This window comes from Sphingobium sp. (genome assembly GCF_003248505.1).
GTDB lineage: Bacteria > Pseudomonadota > Alphaproteobacteria > Sphingomonadales > Sphingomonadaceae > Sphingobium.
Genome location: NZ_QFOA01000037.1, coordinates 1 through 16,562, shown reverse-complemented (window position 1 = coordinate 16,562; position 16,562 = coordinate 1). Strand labels below are relative to the sequence as shown.

Sequence of the window (16,562 nt, the reverse complement as noted above, 5' to 3'; positions counted from 1 at the left end):
GCGGTCGCAGGGGCAGCTTGCAATCGGCAGGGCAGCCGATAATCATCGCGGCCATGAACGACGGGGCATTGCAGCGGATGGACGCAGGGGCGCTGGGCGCGCGGCCGCTGCGCTACTACGACTTTTTCATGGCGGCGTTCGTTACGATCCTGCTGCTGTCCAACCTCATCGGCGCGGCCAAGCTGTCGAGCGTGGGCGGCTTCACCTTCGGGGCGGGCATCCTGTTCTTTCCGCTGGGCTATGTGCTGGGCGACGTGCTGACCGAAGTCTATGGCTATGCCCGCGCGCGGCGGTGCGTATGGGCGGGGTTCGCCGCGATGATCTTCATGGCGCTCATGAGCTGGGTGGTCGTCGCCCTGCCGCCCGCCGACGGCTGGCCCGATCAGAAAGCCTATGAGGCCGTGTTCGGCAGCACCTGGCGCATCGTCTTCGCTTCGCTATGCGCCTTTTGGGCGGGCGAGTTCGCCAACAGCTTCGTCCTCTCCAAGATGAAGCTCCTGACGCAGGGGCGCCATTTGTGGATGCGCACCATCGGGTCGACCGTGGTGGGGCAGGGGGTGGACAGCCTGCTCTTCTACCCGCTTGCCTTCTACGGCCAGTGGACCGACGCGCAGGTGGCGACGGTGATGGTCACCAACTGGGCGATGAAGGTCGGCTGGGAAGCGTTGCTGACGCCGGTCACCTATGCCGTGGTCGGCTTCGTCAAGCGGCGCGAGGGGCTCGACATCTATGACGAGCATACCGACTTCACCCCGTTCCGCACGACGCTGACCTGACTCTACGGATAGGTTGCGCGCACGAAATAAAGCCCGTCCGGCGGCGCGTTGAGGGCGAGGGCGGCGCGATCCCGCGCGTTTAATGCGGCGCGCAGGTCTTCCGCCCGCCACCGCCCCATGCCCACCATCGCCAGGCACCCGACCATCGAGCGCACCTGATGATGCAGGAAGGATCGCGCTTGCGCATGGATCGCGATCCGGTCGCCGTCGCGCTCCACGTCCAGCCGGTCGAGAGACTTCACAGGACTGGCCGCCTGGCAATGGACCGAACGGAAAGTGGTGAAATCGTGCCGCCCCACCAGCATCTGCGCCGCCGCGTGCATCGCCCCGGCGTCCAGCGGCTGGATTACCCGCCACACCAGCCCGTTCTCGAACGTCATCGGCGCCCGTCGGTTGGCGATGCGGTAGACATAGGACCGGCCCGTGCAGGAAAATCGCGCATGCCAGTCGCCCGGCGCTTCCTCGCAATCGAGGATCGCCACCGGTGCGGGACGCATCACCGCGTTCAGCGCCTCCATCAGGCGAAAGGGCGCAATCGCCTTTGCGATATCGGCGTGGGCGCGCATGCCGATGCCGTGCACTCCTGCGTCGGTGCGCCCTGCCGCATGGACCGCGACGCGCTCGCCCGTGACCTTGGATATCGCGTCCTCGATGCTCTGCTGGACGCTCGGTCCATGCGCTTGGCGCTGCCAGCCCATGAAGGGGCGGCCGTCGAACTCGACGGTGAAGGCGAAACGGGTCATGCGCCGCTCACTCTCCGACGCGGCTGCCCGCAGGCATGTCGAATCCGCGCAGCAGTTCGCCCGCGCTCATTGCGCCCTTGCCCGCCCGCTGGATCAGCGTCGGGCGAAGAGCGTCATGGCCGCACCCGATCAAGAGGCTGTCGTCCAGCAACATGCCCGGTTCGCCGCCATGATGCTCCACATGAGCGGCCAGGATGCGGAATCGCTCGCCACGATATTCGAAGAAAGCGCCCGGCGCGGGATTGAACGCGCGCACCTGCCGCTCGACCGCATGGGCGCCCTTTGTGAAGTCGATGCGGGCTTCGGCCTTGTCGATCTTGGCGGCATGGGTCACGCCCTCGTCGGGCTGCGGCATCGGCGGGTGGAGCGTCAGGTCGTCCAGCACCTCGACCATCAGTTCCGCGCCCGCCATCGCCAGTTCGGCGGTCAGCGCGCCTGCCGTCTTGTCCTCGATCGGGGTGACGTGCTTGGCGCGCATCGGGCCGGTGTCGAGCCCGGCTTCCATGTCCATGATTGTGACGCCGGTCACATTGTCGCCGGCCAGGATCGCCCGCTGGATCGGCGCGGCCCCGCGCCAGCGCGGCAGCAGCGAAGCGTGGATGTTCATGCAGCCATGGCGCGGCGCGGCGAGGATCGCGCGCGGCAGGATGAGCCCGTATGCCGCCACGACCGCCGCGTCCGCCGCCAGCGCTGCGAACGCCCCCTGCGTGTCCGCGTCCCTGAGCGACAGTGGCGTGCGCACGTCGATCCCCAGCGCTTGCGCCCGCAGATGCACGGGGGAGGGGCGCAGCGCCTTGCCCCGGCCGGCGGGGCGGGGCGGCTGGCTGTAGACCGCAACGACCTCATGCCCCGCCGCGATCAGCGCGTCGAGCGCGGGAACGGCGAAATCGGGGGTGCCCATATAGACGATACGCATGATCGGTTCCCAGTTCCGGTGCCGCATCCCAAACGCGCCCCACGGCGCATTTCCAAAGACGATCCTCAAACCCCTTGTCGACGGGACATGCAACCCCTTATCTCACGCCATGGCCTCTCCCGAAATCGACACTTTGACGCAAGCGCTCTCGCGGCTCCCGGGCCTTGGTCCCCGCTCGGCGCGGCGTGCGGTGCTGCATCTCCTCAAACGCCGGGAAAGCGCGATGGAGCCGCTGCTGCGCGCGCTGGAGGCGGTGAACGAACGGCTCGTGACCTGCGGGGTGTGCGGCAATGTCGATACCGTCGATCCGTGCGGCATCTGCGCCGATCCCCGCCGCGACGCGCGCGCGTTATGCGTCGTGGAGGATGTGTCCGACCTCTGGGCGCTCGACCGGTCGCGCCTGTTTCCTGGCCGTTTCCATGTGTTGGGCGGTCGGCTTTCGGCGCTGGAGGGGGTGCGGCCGGAGGACCTGACCATCGACGCGCTGGTCGCGCGGGTGGAGGCGGGCGGCATCGACGAGGTCGTGCTGGCGATGAACGCGACGCTGGAGGGGCAGACGACCGCCCATTATCTGGCCGAGCGGCTGGAGCGTTTCCCCATTCGCCTGACGCAGCTTGCCCACGGTGTCCCGGTCGGCGGCGAACTCGACTATCTCGACGAAGGCACGCTGGCGCAGGCGTTGCGCGCGCGAAGACCGGTGGGTTGACGGCGCACCCGATCGGTCTGATCGAAAAAGCGCGGCGCAGCGCCAGCTTGAATCGATTGGCCGTTCCGCCTATGTTTCGATCATGGCAATCCGTCCCATCCTAGAAGCGCCCGATCCGCGCCTGCGCTCCATTTCGACCCCGGTCGAAACCATCGACGACGATCTGCAAACCCTGATCGACGACATGTTCGACACCATGTACGACGCGCCCGGCATCGGCCTCGCCGCGATCCAGGTCGGCGTGCCCAAGCGGGTACTGGTGATCGACCTTCAGGAACCCGAATCGGACAAGGAAGGTGCCCCCCCGGTCAAGAAGCCGCTGGTGTTCATCAACCCTGAAATCCTCAAGGGGTCGGACGATCTGTCCGTCTATAACGAGGGCTGCCTGTCCGTTCCCGACCAGTTCGCCGAAGTGGAGCGTCCCGCCGTCATCCGTGCCAGCTGGATGGACCGCGACGGGCGCATCCATGAGGAGCAGCTCGAAGGGCTGATCGCCACCTGCCTCCAGCATGAGATGGATCATCTGGAGGGGATTCTCTTCATCGACCACCTCTCGCGGCTGAAGCGCGACATGCTGATGAAGAAGCTGATCAAGGCGCGCAAGGCGGCCTGACCGAAAACCGGGAATGTCCAAGTAAAGCAACGCCCTGACCTTGCGGTCGGGGCGTTTTTTCTTGTGTTTTCGCCAAAAAATCCTTTTCTTTCAATCCGTTCATCTTGTTCCATTGGTCGGGCAGGATGCACAAATCGTCGGAATCTCGCTTGTCGGATGAACCTTGCTCGGCTTGGAACCGTTTCGCTTGGAAAATTAAAGGAGCAATAACCATGTCGCCTTCCGTCAAGAAGATCGTTCCCCTCTCGCTGGTGCTGGTGGGCGCACTGGGCCTGGGCGGGTGCGCCACAAAGGGCTTCGTGCGCGAACAGGTCGCGACCGTGAACCAGCGCGTCGATGCGCTCGATTCGCGCCTCCAGCAGACCGACGCCACCGCACAGCAGGCGCTGGGCGAAGCGCGCTCGGCCGCGGGTCAGGCACAGCAGAACGGTCAGCGTCTCGACCAGCTCGGCTCGCGCGTCGATGGCGTCGAACAGCGCATGGTCGAAGCGCAGCGCAAGCGTCCGCGCAACTGACGGCAACCGGATCGAAGGGCGGCGCGCACCGGGCGCGCCGCCCTTTTCGTCCGATCTTTTCGAGTAACCGCCCTTGATGATGACATCGTTGCCGGGGTCAGCCGCGCTGGCCTTGACCTTTCTGACGCCGACGCAGGCCCACGCCGCTGTCTTCATTCGTGATTTCCAGTCATCAATCGCTGACGATGCGTCCGGTCGTTCATCGATCGAAAATCATGCATCGGCTGTCTACTTCGCTGTCGCGAAACGTGCCCTTGCCCCCAGCAATCAGGCCGCCAAAACCCCCAAAAAGAAGGCCGTTCCGGGCCGCGCCAAGCCCCGTGCGGACGCGCCCCCAGCCGCCCCCGACGCGACCGAAATGGTCGTCGATCCCACCCCCGCCGCGCAGCGCGTGATGGGCTGGGTCGGGTCCGCGCGCGACAATGGAAAGCTGCCCTACGTCATCCTCGACAAGCAGGCCGCCCGCATCTGGCTCTACGATGCCAAGGGCGCGCTGGTCGCCGACGCGCCGGCGCTGATCGGCATCATGGCGGGCGACGATGCGACGCCCGGCGTCGGCGCCAAATCTCTGGCGGAGATCGGCCCGGCGGAAAAGACCACCCCGGCCGGTCGCTTCCTTGCAAAGTTCGGGGTCGCGGCGGGCAAGACCCGCGTGCTGTGGGTCGACTATACGACCTCGGTCGCGCTCCACACCATTCCACCCGGCAATCCCAAGGAAAAGCGGGTGGAGCGGATGCTGTCTCCCGACATCGCCGACAACCGCATCACCTTCGGCTGCATCAACGTGCCCAAGCGCTTCTATGCGAAGGTCAGCCCGCTGTTTGCGAAGCGGGGAGGCTATGTCTACATCCTCCCCGACGTGAAGTCGCCCGAAGCGGTCTTCCCGCAGCTTCACGCCTATCCGGCGGCAATGCCCGCATCGGTCGCGGCGGCGGACTGACGGGTCAGCCTACCCCTTCGGTGTCGAGCGCGTAGCCCGCCGACCGGACGGTGCGGATGATATCCTGATACTGCCCGTCGCCGTTGATCGCCTTGCGCAGGCGGCGGATGTGCACGTCGACGGTGCGCAGTTCGATATCGCTGTCCTGCCCCCACACGCTGTCGAGCAGCCGCTCGCGCGAGAAGACCCAGCCGGGATGCTCCAGAAAATGCTTGAGCAGCCGGAACTCGGTCGGGCCGAGCGGAATCACCTGCCCGCTGCGACGCACCTTGTGTCCCACCGTGTCCATCTCCACGTCGGCGAAGGTCAGCGTCTCGCCGGCCAGAGCGGGGCGCACCCGGCGCAACACCGCACCCACGCGCGCGACCAGTTCGCGCGGAGAAAAGGGCTTGGTCACATAATCGTCCGCCCCGGTTTCCAGCCCGCGAACCCGATCCTCTTCCTCGCCGCGCGCGGTCAGCATGATGATGGGGATGTTGGCGGTGCCGTTCATGCGGCGCAGGCGTCGGCACACCTCGATGCCCGACAGGCTCTCGACCATCCAGTCGAGCAGCACGATGTCGGGCGTATTCTCCTGCGCCATCAGCAGCGCTTCCTCGCCGTCGACGGTATGTGCGACGTCGAAATCCTCCCGCTTGAAATGCCAGATGAGCAGTTCGGCGAGCGCCGCGTCATCCTCCACCAGCAGCATCTTCGCCCGTGCCATGCGCTCAATCCTCCGGCTGGAAATCGTGGCCGCGTTCGCGATCCGGCAGGGTCTTGCCGGTCGCCGCGTAATAGACCATCTCCGCGACATTGGTCGCATGGTCGCCGATACGTTCGATATTCTTGGCCACGAACAGCAGGTGCGCGCATTCGCTGATCGTCTTGGGATTTTCGACCATGAACGTCACCAGCGTGCGGAAGACGCTGTTATAAAAATCGTCGACCACCGTGTCGCGCTCCACCACCGCCAGCGCCAGGTCGGGATCGCGCGCGGCAAAGGCGTTAAGGGCGTCGTGCACCATTTCGCCCGCGACCTGCCCCATGGAAGGAAGCAGCGACACCGGCTCCATCGTCCGGCTGTTGGTCACGATCATCGGCACGCGCTTGGCGATGTTCTTGGCATAGTCGCCGATGCGCTCGACCACGCTCACGATCCTGAGCGCTGCGATCACGTCGCGCAGGTCGTTCGCCATCGGCGCGCGCAGGGCGATGATCTGGATCACCAGCTTTTCGACCTCCGCCTCGATCGCGTCGATGCGCTTGTCGTCGGCGACCACCTGCGCTGCCAGATCGCGATTCTGCCGCAGCAGCGCGACCATCGCATTCTCGATCGCCGCCTCGGCCCGTCCGCCCATCTCTGCGATGAGACCGCGCAGCGTGTCGATTTCCTCGTCGAAAGCCTTGATCGTATGTTCAGCCATATCGTCTCTCCCGCCGGTCAGCCGTAGCGACCGGTGATATAATCCTTGGTCCGCTCCTGACGCGGATTGGTAAAGATGTCGGATGTCACGCCATATTCCACCAGTTCGCCCAGGTGGAAGAAGGCCGTGCGCTGCGATACGCGGGCGGCCTGCTGCATATTGTGGGTGACGATGACGATGGCATAGCGACCGCGCAGTTCGTGGATCAACTCCTCGATCTTGGCGGTGGCGATGGGGTCGAGCGCGGAACAGGGTTCGTCCATCAGGATGACCTCCGGCTCCACCGCGATGGCGCGCCCGATGCACAGGCGCTGCTGCTGACCGCCCGACAGAGCGGTGCCGCTGTCGTGCAGCCGGTCCTTCACTTCCTCCCACAATCCCGCGCGACGCAGCGATTTCTCGACGATCACGTCCATGTCCGCCTTGCCCGCGGCAAGGCCGTGGATGCGCGGGCCGTAGGCGATATTCTCGTAGATCGATTTGGGGAAGGGATTGGGTTTCTGGAACACCATGCCCACCCGCGCGCGCAGTTGCACCACGTCCATCGAGGGGGCGTAGATGTCGTCCCCGTCGAGCGTGATCGTCCCTTCGACCCGAGCGGAGGCGACGGTGTCGTTCATGCGGTTCAACGTGCGCAGGAAGGTCGACTTGCCGCAGCCCGACGGGCCGATGAAGGCTGTCACATGATCCATGTCGACATCGATGGAGACGCCCTTGATCGCCTGCTTGGGACCGTAGAAGACCTTCACGTCGCGCGCGGTCATCTTGGGGTCGGCTGGGGCGAGGACTTTTTGTTCTTCGGTCATGGCGGTTACCACCGTCTTTCGAATTTGTTGCGCAGGTAGATGGCGAGCCCGTTCATCGCGAGCAGGAAGACCAGCAGAACGATGATGGCGGCGGACGTCTTCTCGACGAAGCCCTTCGACACTTCGTCGGACCACAGGAAGATCTGGACGGGCAGCACGGTGGCGGGATCGGTGACGCCGCCGGGCGGCGTCGCGATGAAGGCGCGCATCCCGATCATCAGCAGCGGGGCGGTTTCGCCCAGCGCGCGGGCCATGCCGATGATGGTGCCGGTGAGGATGCCGGGCAGGGCGAGCGGAAGCACATGCTGGAACACGACCTGCACGGGCGACGCGCCGATGCCGAGCGCGGCGTCGCGGATGCTGGGCGGCACCGCCTTGATCGCGTTGCGCCCGGCGATGACGATGACCGGCATGGTCATCAGCGCCAGCGTCATCCCGCCCACCAGCGCGGCGGAGCGCGGCAGGTAGAGAAAGTTCAGAAAGATGGAGAGGCCGAGCAGACCGAAGATGATCGACGGAACGGCGGCCAGATTGTTGATCGACACCTCAATGATGTCGGTCCACCAGGTCTTGGGCGCATATTCCTCCAGGTAGAGGGCGGTGGCGACGCCGATGGGGAAGCTCAGCAGCAGCGTGACGAGCATCGTCAGCAGCGATCCCTTGAACGCGCCCCAGATACCGACCTGCGTCGGATCGGTGCCGTCGCTCGACGACAGGAAGGTCGCATTGAACCCGGTCGACAGCACGCCGGCCTTCTTCAGCCGATCCACGGTCGCTTCCGCCTCCGGCGTGCCCTTGCCCTTGTTGGCAAGGTCGATCGCGGTCGCGGCGGGCAGCTGAATGGTTTCGGTCCGTCTGAGGATCGAGGGGTCGTCCTTGATCGCGTCGCGGATCGCGAGCCAGGCGGTCGGCGCGATAAGGTCGTCGCCGTCGGGGCCGAGCGCCCGTTCGGCAACCGCGGCGGTCATCGTCGGCAGTCCCGCTTCGGCGAGCGCTGTGTCGGTGATCGAGGCGGGATCGAGCTTCAGCGGCGACGCGGGGAAATCCACCGACACCGCGATCTGCGTCCGGGTGAAGCCGCGCAGGCCGTTGCCCATCATCGTGACGAGCAGGAAGGCCAGGAACGCCGCCGACAGCAGCACGGCGATCAGCCCCGCCGCCTTGAACCGCCGTTCGGCGGCATAGCGGCGCGCGATCCGTCGCTGCATCGCGTCCGACTTCCAGTCGGTGGGCAGGCGCCGGACATGGGTGGATGGAGGGGCGGCACTCATTCGTAAGCCTCGCGATATTTCTTCACGACCCGCAGGGCCACGATGTTGAGCAGCAGCGTGACGATGAACAGCACCAGGCCCAGCGCGAAGGCGGCCAGCGTCTTGGCGCTGTCGAACTCCTGGTCGCCGGTCAGCAACTGGACGATCTGGGTCGTCACCGTGGTCACGCTGGCAAAGGGATTGAGCGTCAGGTTGGCGGCAAGCCCCGCCGCCATCACCACGATCATCGTCTCACCGATGGCGCGGCTGACCGCGAGCAGCACGCCGCCCACCACGCCCGGCAACGCGGCGGGGATGAGGACGCGCTTGATCGTTTCGCTGGTGGTCGCGCCCATGGCGAGGCTGCCGTCGCGCATCGATTGCGGCACGGCGGCGATGCTGTCGTCGGCCATGGATGAGACGAAGGGGATGATCATCACCCCCATGACGAGGCCGGCGGCCAGCGCGCTTTCGCTGCTCGCGCCGCCGATGCCGATGGCGGCGGCCAGGTCGCGCAGCGCCGGTGCGACGGTCAGCGCCGCGAAATAGCCATAGACGACCGTGGGCACCCCTGCGAGCACCTCCAGCATCGGTTTCATCCACCGCCGCACTGTGGGCGACGCATATTGGGTGAGGTAGACCGCGCTCATGAGGCCCAGGGGAATGGCGACGATCATTGCGATGATCGCGCCGATGAAGATCGTGCCCCAGAACAGCGGCACAGCGCCGAAGGCGTCTTCGTTGCCATAGCCCATCGCGGCGGACTGCGGCGACCATTTGAGGCCGAAGAGGAAGTCTATGGGATTGACCATCGAGAAGAAGCGGAAACTTTCCCACAGCAGCGACGCGACGATGCCCAGCGTCGTCACGATGGCCAGCAGCGACGCGACCAGCAGCAACGCCATCACCAGTCGCTCGACCCGCGTGCGCGCACGGAAATCGGCGCGGACGCGGGTAAAGGCATAGGCGCCCCCGGCAAAGGCCAGAACCAGCGCCAGTGCAGCGCCCGCCATGCCGTATCGGCTGTCCGCCTCGCGGTAGGGCTGGACGAACGGTTCGCTCGCAGGGTTGAAGGCGGCGGCCTGATCGCCCTTCGCGATCGCGCGCGCTTCGCCCAGGATCGCCGAGCGGGAAAAGTCGTCGGCGGGCAAGGTCCGGGCGGCCGGGGTCGTCAGCACGCTCTGCGTCACCAGCCCAGGCGAAACATTCGCCCACACCGCCAGGAACAGAGCGGCAGGAACGACCGCCCACAGCGCCACATACCAGCCGTGGAAGCCGGGGAGCGAATGCACCGCGTCGCGGCGGCCCGTCTCGCGCGCCTGCGTTTGCAGACGGATGGCGCGGGCGCGAGCGCTGACCCAGGCGATGGCGCCCAGGCCTGCGAGCAGCAGGAGGATGGCTGGTCCGGTCATGGGCCTCTTACTTCAGTTCCGCGCCGTCGAGCACGGTCAGCATTTTGACGATCCGGGCATTCTTCGCCCGTACGTCTTCGGGCGCGGCGACCATGCCGCGCTTGGTGAGGGGGCCGCCTGGACCCCAGTTCACGGCGAATGTATCGAGGTAAGCGGCAAGGCCTGGGATCGCCTTCATATGGGCTTTCTTCACATATACGAACAACGGGCGCGCGCCGGGGTACTGGCCGGTCGACACGGTTTCGTAAGTCGCCTGCATCCCGTTGATCGGCACGTCGCGCAGGCTGTCCTTGTTTTCTTCGAGGAAGCTGAAGCCGAACACGCCGATGGCGTCGGGGTTCGCGCCGAGCTTCTGCACGATCAGATTGTCGTTCTCGCCCGCGTCGACATAGTGACCGTCTTCCCGCACGCGGGTGCAGATGTCCTTATATTTCTTTTCGTCCGATTCCTTCAGCGCCTTCATCGCGGGATCGCTCTGGCACCCCTTTTCGAGGATCAGTTCGGCCAGCGAATCGCGCGTGCCGCTGGTCGATGGCGGGCCGAGCACGGTGATCGGAATGGCGGGGAGGGCAGGGTCGACATCCTTCCACGTCTGCGTCCGGTTCTGGCCCTTGCCATAAGGGTTGGCGGCCAGCGCCTCGTACACGATCTTGGGCGTGACGGCGATGGCGGGGCCTTTTTTCGACTGGGCGAAGGCGAGGCCGTCGACGCCGATCTGAACCTCCACGATGTCCTTGACGCCGTTCGACCGGCATTGTTCGAATTCGGATTTCTTGATGCGGCGCGACGCGTTCTCGATGTCGGGATATTGCGCGCCCACGCCTGCGCAGAAGAGTTTCATGCCGCCGCCCGTACCCGTCGCCTCGATGATCGGCGACTTTACGCCCGGCGTCCCCAGTACGAAGATTTCGGCGGCGGCGGTGGCGAAGGGATAGACGGTGGAGGAACCGACGGCGCGGATCTGATCGCGCGTTGCGCCCGCGCCTCCCGCCCCGTTGCCGCAGGCGGCAAGGGTGCAGAGGCTCGCAACGCCGGCGGCGAGCAGGGCGGACTTCTTCACGCGCGTCTCCAATCTATGGGCCGCGAGTCCTTCGTCGCCGCCCCTCCGATGGGAACGCCCTAGTCGCGGTTCGTCGCGGCTTTGTGACGCTTGGGTTTCATTTTCATGACACCGTCCCAGAAAGCGCCGACGGTCGTCTTTTATCGTCGATCCGGACCATGCTGTCTTCGACAGGCGGGGGCAGCAGGACGGTGATGGTCGTGCCCTTGCCAAGAGTGCTCGCGATGTCGAAGCGCCCGCGATGCCGTTCGACGATGTGCTTGACGATGGCAAGGCCAAGCCCGGTGCCGCCCAGCGCCCGGCTGCGCCCCGAATCGACCCGGTAAAAACGCTCGGTGAGACGGGGCAGGTGATCGGGTGCGATTCCCTCGCCTTCGTCGGCGACGATCAGCTTCGCCATGCCGCTCGGCCCTTCGGTCAGCGTTACCCTGATGGGGCTCCCCGGTCGGCCATATTTGACCGAATTGCCGATGAGGTTGTGGAGCAACTGCGACAGTTGCGCGCGGTCGCCCTGGACGGCGGGCACGGCGGGCGCGATCTCCATCTCCACCTCGCGGCCACGCTCGCCCCGGCTGGATCGGAAGACGCCGACGACTTCGGCGGCCAGTTCGCTAAGATCGACGCGGGCGTCGGGCAGACGGTATTTTTCCGATTCGATCCGCGACAGGGAAATGAGGTCGTCGATCAAGCGCTGCATCCGCCGCGCCTCGCCGTCCATGATGGCGAGGAACCGCTGGCGCGTTTCGACATCCTTGCCCATTTCCGGGTCGGCCAATGTTTCGATGAAGCCCAATATGCCGGCCAGCGGCGTGCGCAGTTCGTGGCTTGCATTGGCGACGAAATCGACGCGCATCTTTTCTGCGGCATGGGTGCCGCTATGGTCGACGAGGTGGACGAGGCGGCGGATGTCGGCCACGTCGCCCACCGGCGCGACGCGCATCTGCCACCGCGCGTCGCGCGCGCCGACGCCGATCAGTTCGATGTTGAACGGCTCGGCCAGCGGCGCGGTGCTCGACAATCGCTCGGCGGCGGCGGGGTGACGGATGGCGATGCGTGCGTCCTCGCCCTCGATATGATTGCCCAGCAATCGATGCGCCGCGCGGTTGGCCCGCAGAATGCGTCCGCGTTCCACCAGCATCAGCGGATCGGCGATCCCTTCGATCATGCTGGCAAAGGCGGGATGGTCGGTCAGGTCGGGCATGTCCGCCACCACCACCGGGCGATCGACCCGCGTTGGAATGCCCTCCGCGCAGATCAGCATGACGACAAGGCCCGCCAGCACCGGCAGCGCTATGGCGAGCGGCGAACCGCCCATCAACAACGCGCCCCCCGTCCCCAGCAACAGCATGGCGAGAGAGGCGGTTATCTGGGAAGTGGTCAGTCGATTCATGGTTACCGCGCTGGATATTTCCCGCATTTGCTGCGATGTCTGGACCCAATAGCGGCCAATCTTTACGCTTTGGCAAGCGCATTGACAGAAATAAGGGACGTAGGATGGACGAACCGACGCAGCCGCAGGACGCCGACGCCCCGCGCGCCCAAGCGCTGCCCACGCCGTCGCGTCGCCAACTGCTGATGGGCGGGGCGGTCGCTGGCGCGGCGATCGTGTCGATCCGCCCGGCGCTCGCCAACACCGCCGCTTCCGTGCTCAACTGCACTGTTCCCGTGCCAGATCAGGGGCGCGCCAGCAATTATATCGCGCCCAACGGCACTCTGGTCCCGGCGGGCACGCAGGGTGCCTATCCCGGCGCGGGGCGGCCCTTCACCGGGCAGCAGGTCAAGCAGGCGATGCAGGGCGGAAGGCTGCCGGGCACCGGCTACGAACAGAATCAGGCCTATCTGAACTATATCCGCCGGCTGCAACGCGGCACCAGCGGCTTCACTTGCTACGCATCGCTGCAAATGCCGCGATGAAATTTGCGTTTGGAGGCGTAACGAATTGAACTGATGACGGAATATCCGTGTTGACGCCGTCGAACCCATGCAGGGTCGCGCGTCACAGGGGATAGCCATTGTATCAGTATCGCCGCGCGGCGGAGCAGGCTCCGTTCGTTGCCGTCTACCTCTACGAACCGGGCGACGGCGGGCTCGACCGGGTCGCGATCCTGCTTGCCAATCACCTCGTGCGGCGCGGCGTTCCCGTCGAATTGTGGATGACCCGGCTGGAGGGCGCTGCGGCGCATCTTATCGCGCCCGATGTCCCGGTGCGGCAGGTGAAGGCTCCCCGCATCGCCCGTCGCTTGTCGATGATGGCACAATATCCCCGCCTTGCCGCGATGGTTCGCCAGCACCGGCCCGACATTCTCTATTCCGCCGGGAACCAGAGCAACATGCTGGTTGCGCTCGCCTGTCTCGGCACGCGGACGAAAGCGGTGGCGCGCATCTCCAACCCGGTCGTGCGGCCCGGCCAGTCCGGCATGGCCGCTTCCGCGCGCCTCGCCCGGTTTCGCGCGATCGGTCGCCTGAGCGACCTGACAATTGTCATGGGCGCGCACGACCGCGCCCTGCTGAGCGCAAGCGGCGCGGTTCGTCTGCTGCCCCGTCCGACCGTCACGCCCGCGATGGAGCGGATCGGCGCGTCTCGCCCGCTTCGCCGTCCCGACGAGCCATGGCAATTTCTCATGGTCGGGCGGCTCGCGCGGCAAAAGGATCATGCGACGGGCCTCGAAGCGCTCGCGCGGTTGCGACACATCGACTGGCGGCTGACCATCGCCGGGCAAGGGCCGCTCGAAGCCGGGTTGCGCGAAAGATGCGAAGCGCTGGGCATCGCCGACCGCGTCACCTTTGCCGGATATGTGAGCGACCCCGATGCGCTGGCGCAATTGATGGGCAGGGCTGACGTGCTGCTCCAGCCATCCTGCTGGGAAGGACTTTGCGCGACCCTTATCGAAGCGCTCGCCTGCGGGGCACAGGTGGTTGCGACCGATTGCACCCCCAATATCCGTCCGATCCTGGCCGACGCGGCGCAGCATCCTGTGGTGCCGGTGGGGGATGCCGCCGCCTTCGCCCGCGCCATCGAACGCACCGTCGCGCACCCGGTCGCAATCGACAGGCTGATCAATGCCGTGCGCGACCACGGTGTGGAGCGCGCACTCGACGGCTACCTGCGTGCCTTCGAAATATTGGCCGATGTGCCCGTCGGCGCCGCCCCTGTCGCCAGCCCGGTGTTGATGCGTTAGGCACTTGGCTACGCTCCCGCGCTAGAGCAGGCGGGACCAAGAGCCGAAGGGTGCCGAACATTGTCCGCCACGACAGCCTATTGCCGCAGCGACGCCGAGGCGCTCCTGACCTGTGCGCTCGACGATCTGACGCTGTTCTACCATCGCCGCTCGGGCCAGACACATATGGTGATCAGCCCGGTGCCGGAGATACTGAAGCGGATGGAAAGCGGCGCGCCGGTGACGGCGGCGGCGCTTCACGACGATCTGTCGCTCGACTATGATCTTGGCCCGCGCGACGCGGCGGTGGAGGCTATCGCCGCGCATCTGGAAACGCTGGCGGCGCTGGGACTGGTGCGCCCGACATGAGACACGACATCACGCTCCGTATCGGTCCGGCGACCTTTCGCATCGGATCGGCCTGGGCCTCGCCGGTCGCGTTGCTGCGGCGGCTGTACGCGGATTATCCACGCGCGGACGGGGAGATCGCCGACTTCACCGTCCGGCTACAGCCTACCGGCCTGCTTCGCCGCTGGGTGCGCCCCTCCATCTTCATCACCGGCGACCATGGCCTTGCCGACGCTGCGCCAATGAGCCTTTCCCACGGTTTGCTGGCGGCGGAGATGGGCATGAACTTGCAAATGGCGCTGGGGTGGCGGCGGCATGTGCTGCTTCATGCGTCAAGCGTGGAGAAGGACGGGCGCGTGCTCGTCATGACGGGCGAATCGGGTTCGGGCAAATCGACGCTGGCGGCGTTGCTGGGTGAGCGCGGCTGGCGTTTCATGGGCGACGAGTTCGCGCTGCTTGACCTCGTGAGCGGGGCGATCCTTCCCTTCCCTCGCCTCGTTAGCCTCAAGAACAACGCTATCGCCGCCGTCGAGCGGGAGGTCGGGCCTGAACGTATGGGTCCGTTGCTCCGCCGAACTGCCAAGGGCGACATTCGCCATATGGTTCCCCGCCCTGACGCTGTGGCGCGCATGGCGGAAGGGGGAATGCCCGCCCTGCTGCTGTTTCCCCGCTTCGGTCACGCGCAGGACAGGCGACCGGTCGGGCAGGGCGAGGTGTTCATGCGCCTGACGCAGGCGTCGACCAACTATGTCGCGCTCGGCGAACCGGGCTTTACCGCGCTGACGCGCTTCGTGCGGCAGGTTCCCGCCTGCGCCATCGATTTCCCGAGCGGAGATGCCGCTATCGCCATGGTCGAGCGATTGTGGGAGGAACAGGCATGAGCGGGGCGCTGCTCGTGCGCGTGCTGCGCGCACCCGAGAGTATCGAGGCGCTGTCGGCAACCGGCTGGAACGCGCTTCTCGCCGCCGCCAAGGCCGAACGGCTGATCGCCACGCTGGCGTTCCGGCTGGAAGGGCTGAATGTGCCGCCTGCCGCCCGCGCGGTGCTGGACGATGCCCGCGCCGACGCGAAACGGGAAGCGCAGCAAGCGCTTTGGGAGGCGGATCGCGCCGCCTTCGCCCTGCGCGCTAGCGGCGTCCGCGTCGTGCTGCTGAAGGGGGCTGCCTATGCGGCGGCCGACCTTGGCGCGGGGCGGGGCCGCTTCATCGGCGATCTCGACATCCTCGTCCCGCGCACGGAAATGGACAGGGTGGAACGCGCCTTGATCGCGGCGGGCTGGGAATGGGTGAAGGAAGACGCCTATGACGACGCCTATTACCGGCAATGGATGCACGAACTGCCCCCCCTGATCCATTCCGAGCGCGACCGCATGATCGACGTTCACCACAATATTCTGCCGCTCACCGCCCGGCCCCGGCCGGACCCCGATGCGCTGCTGGCCGACTCTGTCCCGGTGGTAGGGGGGCTGCATGTCCTTTCGCCTGAAGACAGGGTGGTCCATGCCGCAGCGCACATGCTGGCCGACGGCGACCTGCAGGGTGGCCTTCGCAACCTCTGGGACATTCATAGCCTGCTGCCGCATTGCGATCCGGCGGCACTGGATCGGCGGGCAAGGCTGCATGGGTTGGTGCGGCATGTCAGGCAGGCGCGTCGTCTGGCAGATGCGATCTACGGCGGCGGCGGGCGATTGACCCTGTGGGACCGAGTCGTTCGCGCTCGCCTCCTCGCGCGCGACGGGTGGGGCCGGGAAACGCGCAAGCCGCTCGTGTTCGCCTTCTACCTCCGCTCCCACCTTCTGCGGATGCCGCTGCCGATGCTGGCGCGCCACCTTTTCACCAAATGGCGCAGCGGCCACCGACCGCAATGAAGCCAACCTATTGTTAACCGGGGCGATGCTATGGTCCTGTTATGGC

20 protein-coding genes are annotated in these 16,562 nt (G+C 66.2%); 10 read left to right on the top strand and 10 right to left on the bottom strand.

The genetic code is table 11. The features are described 5' to 3' along the window. The first annotated feature begins 53 nt into the window (after positions 1 to 53). Positions 54 to 776: a queuosine precursor transporter gene (locus DI606_RS12275; RefSeq protein ID WP_293983356.1), complete on the top strand. Its 723-nt coding sequence runs from the start codon at positions 54 to 56 to the stop codon at positions 774 to 776. A gap of 2 nt (positions 777 to 778) precedes the next feature. Here DI606_RS12275 and truA read toward each other — a convergent pair whose 3' ends face one another. Then, a complete protein-coding gene (truA, locus tag DI606_RS12270) occupies positions 779 to 1,519 on the bottom strand; it encodes a tRNA pseudouridine(38-40) synthase TruA (protein ID WP_293983354.1) in 741 nt (246 codons plus the stop codon). Between the two features lie 7 nt (positions 1,520 to 1,526). Then, positions 1,527 to 2,435, bottom strand: a complete 909-nt coding sequence (fmt, locus tag DI606_RS12265) for a methionyl-tRNA formyltransferase (RefSeq protein WP_293983352.1) — start codon at positions 2,433 to 2,435, stop codon at positions 1,527 to 1,529. Between the two features lie 109 nt (positions 2,436 to 2,544). On the opposite strand from fmt, the gene recR reads away from it, so the two are divergent. Together recR and def are read left to right on the top strand one after the other, a co-directional pair. After that, positions 2,545 to 3,141, top strand: coding sequence for a recombination mediator RecR (recR, locus tag DI606_RS12260; RefSeq protein ID WP_293983392.1), 597 nt, complete (start codon positions 2,545 to 2,547; stop codon positions 3,139 to 3,141). An 82-nt stretch (positions 3,142 to 3,223) separates the two neighbouring features. Continuing rightward, positions 3,224 to 3,754, top strand: a complete 531-nt coding sequence (gene def / locus DI606_RS12255) for a peptide deformylase (RefSeq protein WP_293983350.1) — start codon at positions 3,224 to 3,226, stop codon at positions 3,752 to 3,754. On the opposite strand, the gene DI606_RS12250 is transcribed toward def, so the two are convergent. Beyond that, on the bottom strand, positions 3,732 to 3,983 hold the full coding sequence (locus DI606_RS12250; protein ID WP_293983349.1) for a hypothetical protein: 252 nt from the start codon (positions 3,981 to 3,983) through the stop codon (positions 3,732 to 3,734). The two genes, def and DI606_RS12250, sit on opposite strands and share 23 nt — an antisense overlap. Here DI606_RS12250 and DI606_RS12245 point away from each other — a divergent pair. Further along, positions 3,967 to 4,269 carry a hypothetical protein gene (locus tag DI606_RS12245; protein WP_293983346.1) on the top strand — a complete coding sequence of 101 codons (303 nt, stop codon included), beginning with the start codon at positions 3,967 to 3,969 and terminating at the stop codon, positions 4,267 to 4,269. The genes DI606_RS12250 and DI606_RS12245 overlap by 17 nt on opposite strands. Before the next feature lie 205 nt (positions 4,270 to 4,474). Continuing rightward, the gene (locus DI606_RS12240; protein WP_293983389.1) at positions 4,475 to 5,209 is read left to right on the top strand and encodes a hypothetical protein; all 735 of its coding nucleotides are present in this window, start codon (positions 4,475 to 4,477) and stop codon (positions 5,207 to 5,209) included. 4 nt (positions 5,210 to 5,213) lie between these two features. Here DI606_RS12240 and phoB read toward each other — a convergent pair whose 3' ends face one another. The 7 genes from phoB to DI606_RS12205 form a co-directional block, all read right to left on the bottom strand. After that, positions 5,214 to 5,915 carry a phosphate regulon transcriptional regulator PhoB gene (gene phoB / locus DI606_RS12235; protein WP_293983343.1) on the bottom strand — a complete coding sequence of 234 codons (702 nt, stop codon included), beginning with the start codon at positions 5,913 to 5,915 and terminating at the stop codon, positions 5,214 to 5,216. Between the two features lie 4 nt (positions 5,916 to 5,919). Continuing rightward, on the bottom strand, positions 5,920 to 6,615 hold the full coding sequence (phoU, locus tag DI606_RS12230) for a phosphate signaling complex protein PhoU (protein ID WP_293983340.1): 696 nt from the start codon (positions 6,613 to 6,615) through the stop codon (positions 5,920 to 5,922). 17 nt (positions 6,616 to 6,632) lie between these two features. Beyond that, positions 6,633 to 7,421, bottom strand: a complete 789-nt coding sequence (gene pstB / locus DI606_RS12225) for a phosphate ABC transporter ATP-binding protein PstB (RefSeq protein ID WP_293983337.1) — start codon at positions 7,419 to 7,421, stop codon at positions 6,633 to 6,635. A gap of 5 nt (positions 7,422 to 7,426) precedes the next feature. Beyond that, the gene (gene pstA, locus DI606_RS12220; protein ID WP_293983334.1) at positions 7,427 to 8,692 is read right to left on the bottom strand and encodes a phosphate ABC transporter permease PstA; all 1,266 of its coding nucleotides are present in this window, start codon (positions 8,690 to 8,692) and stop codon (positions 7,427 to 7,429) included. Continuing rightward, entirely contained in the window at positions 8,689 to 10,083 is a 1,395-nt protein-coding gene (gene pstC, locus DI606_RS12215) for a phosphate ABC transporter permease subunit PstC (RefSeq protein WP_293983332.1), read from the bottom strand. The genes pstA and pstC overlap by 4 nt, the downstream gene beginning before the upstream one ends. Positions 10,084 to 10,090: 7 nt before the next feature. Beyond that, on the bottom strand, positions 10,091 to 11,143 hold the full coding sequence (locus DI606_RS12210; protein WP_293983329.1) for a substrate-binding domain-containing protein: 1,053 nt from the start codon (positions 11,141 to 11,143) through the stop codon (positions 10,091 to 10,093). A 103-nt stretch (positions 11,144 to 11,246) separates the two neighbouring features. Continuing rightward, on the bottom strand, positions 11,247 to 12,533 hold the full coding sequence (locus DI606_RS12205) for an ATP-binding protein (RefSeq protein WP_293983326.1): 1,287 nt from the start codon (positions 12,531 to 12,533) through the stop codon (positions 11,247 to 11,249). A 104-nt stretch (positions 12,534 to 12,637) separates the two neighbouring features. Between DI606_RS12205 and DI606_RS12200 the strand changes: the two genes are divergently transcribed. From DI606_RS12200 to DI606_RS12180, 5 genes are all read left to right on the top strand, one after another. After that, positions 12,638 to 13,057, top strand: a complete 420-nt coding sequence (locus DI606_RS12200; protein WP_293983323.1) for a hypothetical protein — start codon at positions 12,638 to 12,640, stop codon at positions 13,055 to 13,057. A 98-nt stretch (positions 13,058 to 13,155) separates the two neighbouring features. Beyond that, positions 13,156 to 14,322 carry a glycosyltransferase gene (locus tag DI606_RS12195; RefSeq protein WP_293983320.1) on the top strand — a complete coding sequence of 389 codons (1,167 nt, stop codon included), beginning with the start codon at positions 13,156 to 13,158 and terminating at the stop codon, positions 14,320 to 14,322. Positions 14,323 to 14,382: 60 nt separating this feature from the next. Next, positions 14,383 to 14,670: an HPr-rel-A system PqqD family peptide chaperone gene (locus DI606_RS12190; RefSeq protein ID WP_293983317.1), complete on the top strand. Its 288-nt coding sequence runs from the start codon at positions 14,383 to 14,385 to the stop codon at positions 14,668 to 14,670. After that, a complete protein-coding gene (locus DI606_RS12185) occupies positions 14,667 to 15,530 on the top strand; it encodes an HprK-related kinase A (RefSeq protein WP_293983314.1) in 864 nt (287 codons plus the stop codon). The genes DI606_RS12190 and DI606_RS12185 overlap by 4 nt, the downstream gene beginning before the upstream one ends. Beyond that, entirely contained in the window at positions 15,527 to 16,516 is a 990-nt protein-coding gene (locus DI606_RS12180; protein ID WP_293983311.1) for a nucleotidyltransferase family protein, read from the top strand. The genes DI606_RS12185 and DI606_RS12180 overlap by 4 nt, the downstream gene beginning before the upstream one ends. The last annotated feature ends 46 nt before the right edge of the window (positions 16,517 to 16,562 follow it).

Excerpts from the sequence above, each read along its gene's own strand:
- DI606_RS12275 (WP_293983356.1), top strand. The coding sequence starts at position 54 with ATGAACGACGGGGCATTGCAGCGGATGGACGCAGGGGCGCTGGGCGCG.
- truA (WP_293983354.1), bottom strand. The coding sequence starts at position 1,519 with ATGACCCGTTTCGCCTTCACCGTCGAGTTCGACGGCCGCCCCTTCATG.
- fmt (WP_293983352.1), bottom strand. The coding sequence starts at position 2,435 with ATGCGTATCGTCTATATGGGCACCCCCGATTTCGCCGTTCCCGCGCTC.
- recR (WP_293983392.1), top strand. The coding sequence starts at position 2,545 with ATGGCCTCTCCCGAAATCGACACTTTGACGCAAGCGCTCTCGCGGCTC.
- def (WP_293983350.1), top strand. The coding sequence starts at position 3,224 with ATGGCAATCCGTCCCATCCTAGAAGCGCCCGATCCGCGCCTGCGCTCC.
- DI606_RS12245 (WP_293983346.1), top strand. The coding sequence starts at position 3,967 with ATGTCGCCTTCCGTCAAGAAGATCGTTCCCCTCTCGCTGGTGCTGGTG.
- phoB (WP_293983343.1), bottom strand. The coding sequence starts at position 5,915 with ATGGCACGGGCGAAGATGCTGCTGGTGGAGGATGACGCGGCGCTCGCC.
- phoU (WP_293983340.1), bottom strand. The coding sequence starts at position 6,615 with ATGGCTGAACATACGATCAAGGCTTTCGACGAGGAAATCGACACGCTG.
- pstB (WP_293983337.1), bottom strand. The coding sequence starts at position 7,421 with ATGACCGAAGAACAAAAAGTCCTCGCCCCAGCCGACCCCAAGATGACC.
- pstA (WP_293983334.1), bottom strand. The coding sequence starts at position 8,692 with ATGAGTGCCGCCCCTCCATCCACCCATGTCCGGCGCCTGCCCACCGAC.
- pstC (WP_293983332.1), bottom strand. The coding sequence starts at position 10,083 with ATGACCGGACCAGCCATCCTCCTGCTGCTCGCAGGCCTGGGCGCCATC.
- DI606_RS12205 (WP_293983326.1), bottom strand. The coding sequence starts at position 12,533 with ATGAATCGACTGACCACTTCCCAGATAACCGCCTCTCTCGCCATGCTG.
- DI606_RS12200 (WP_293983323.1), top strand. The coding sequence starts at position 12,638 with ATGGACGAACCGACGCAGCCGCAGGACGCCGACGCCCCGCGCGCCCAA.
- DI606_RS12185 (WP_293983314.1), top strand. The coding sequence starts at position 14,667 with ATGAGACACGACATCACGCTCCGTATCGGTCCGGCGACCTTTCGCATC.
- DI606_RS12180 (WP_293983311.1), top strand. The coding sequence starts at position 15,527 with ATGAGCGGGGCGCTGCTCGTGCGCGTGCTGCGCGCACCCGAGAGTATC.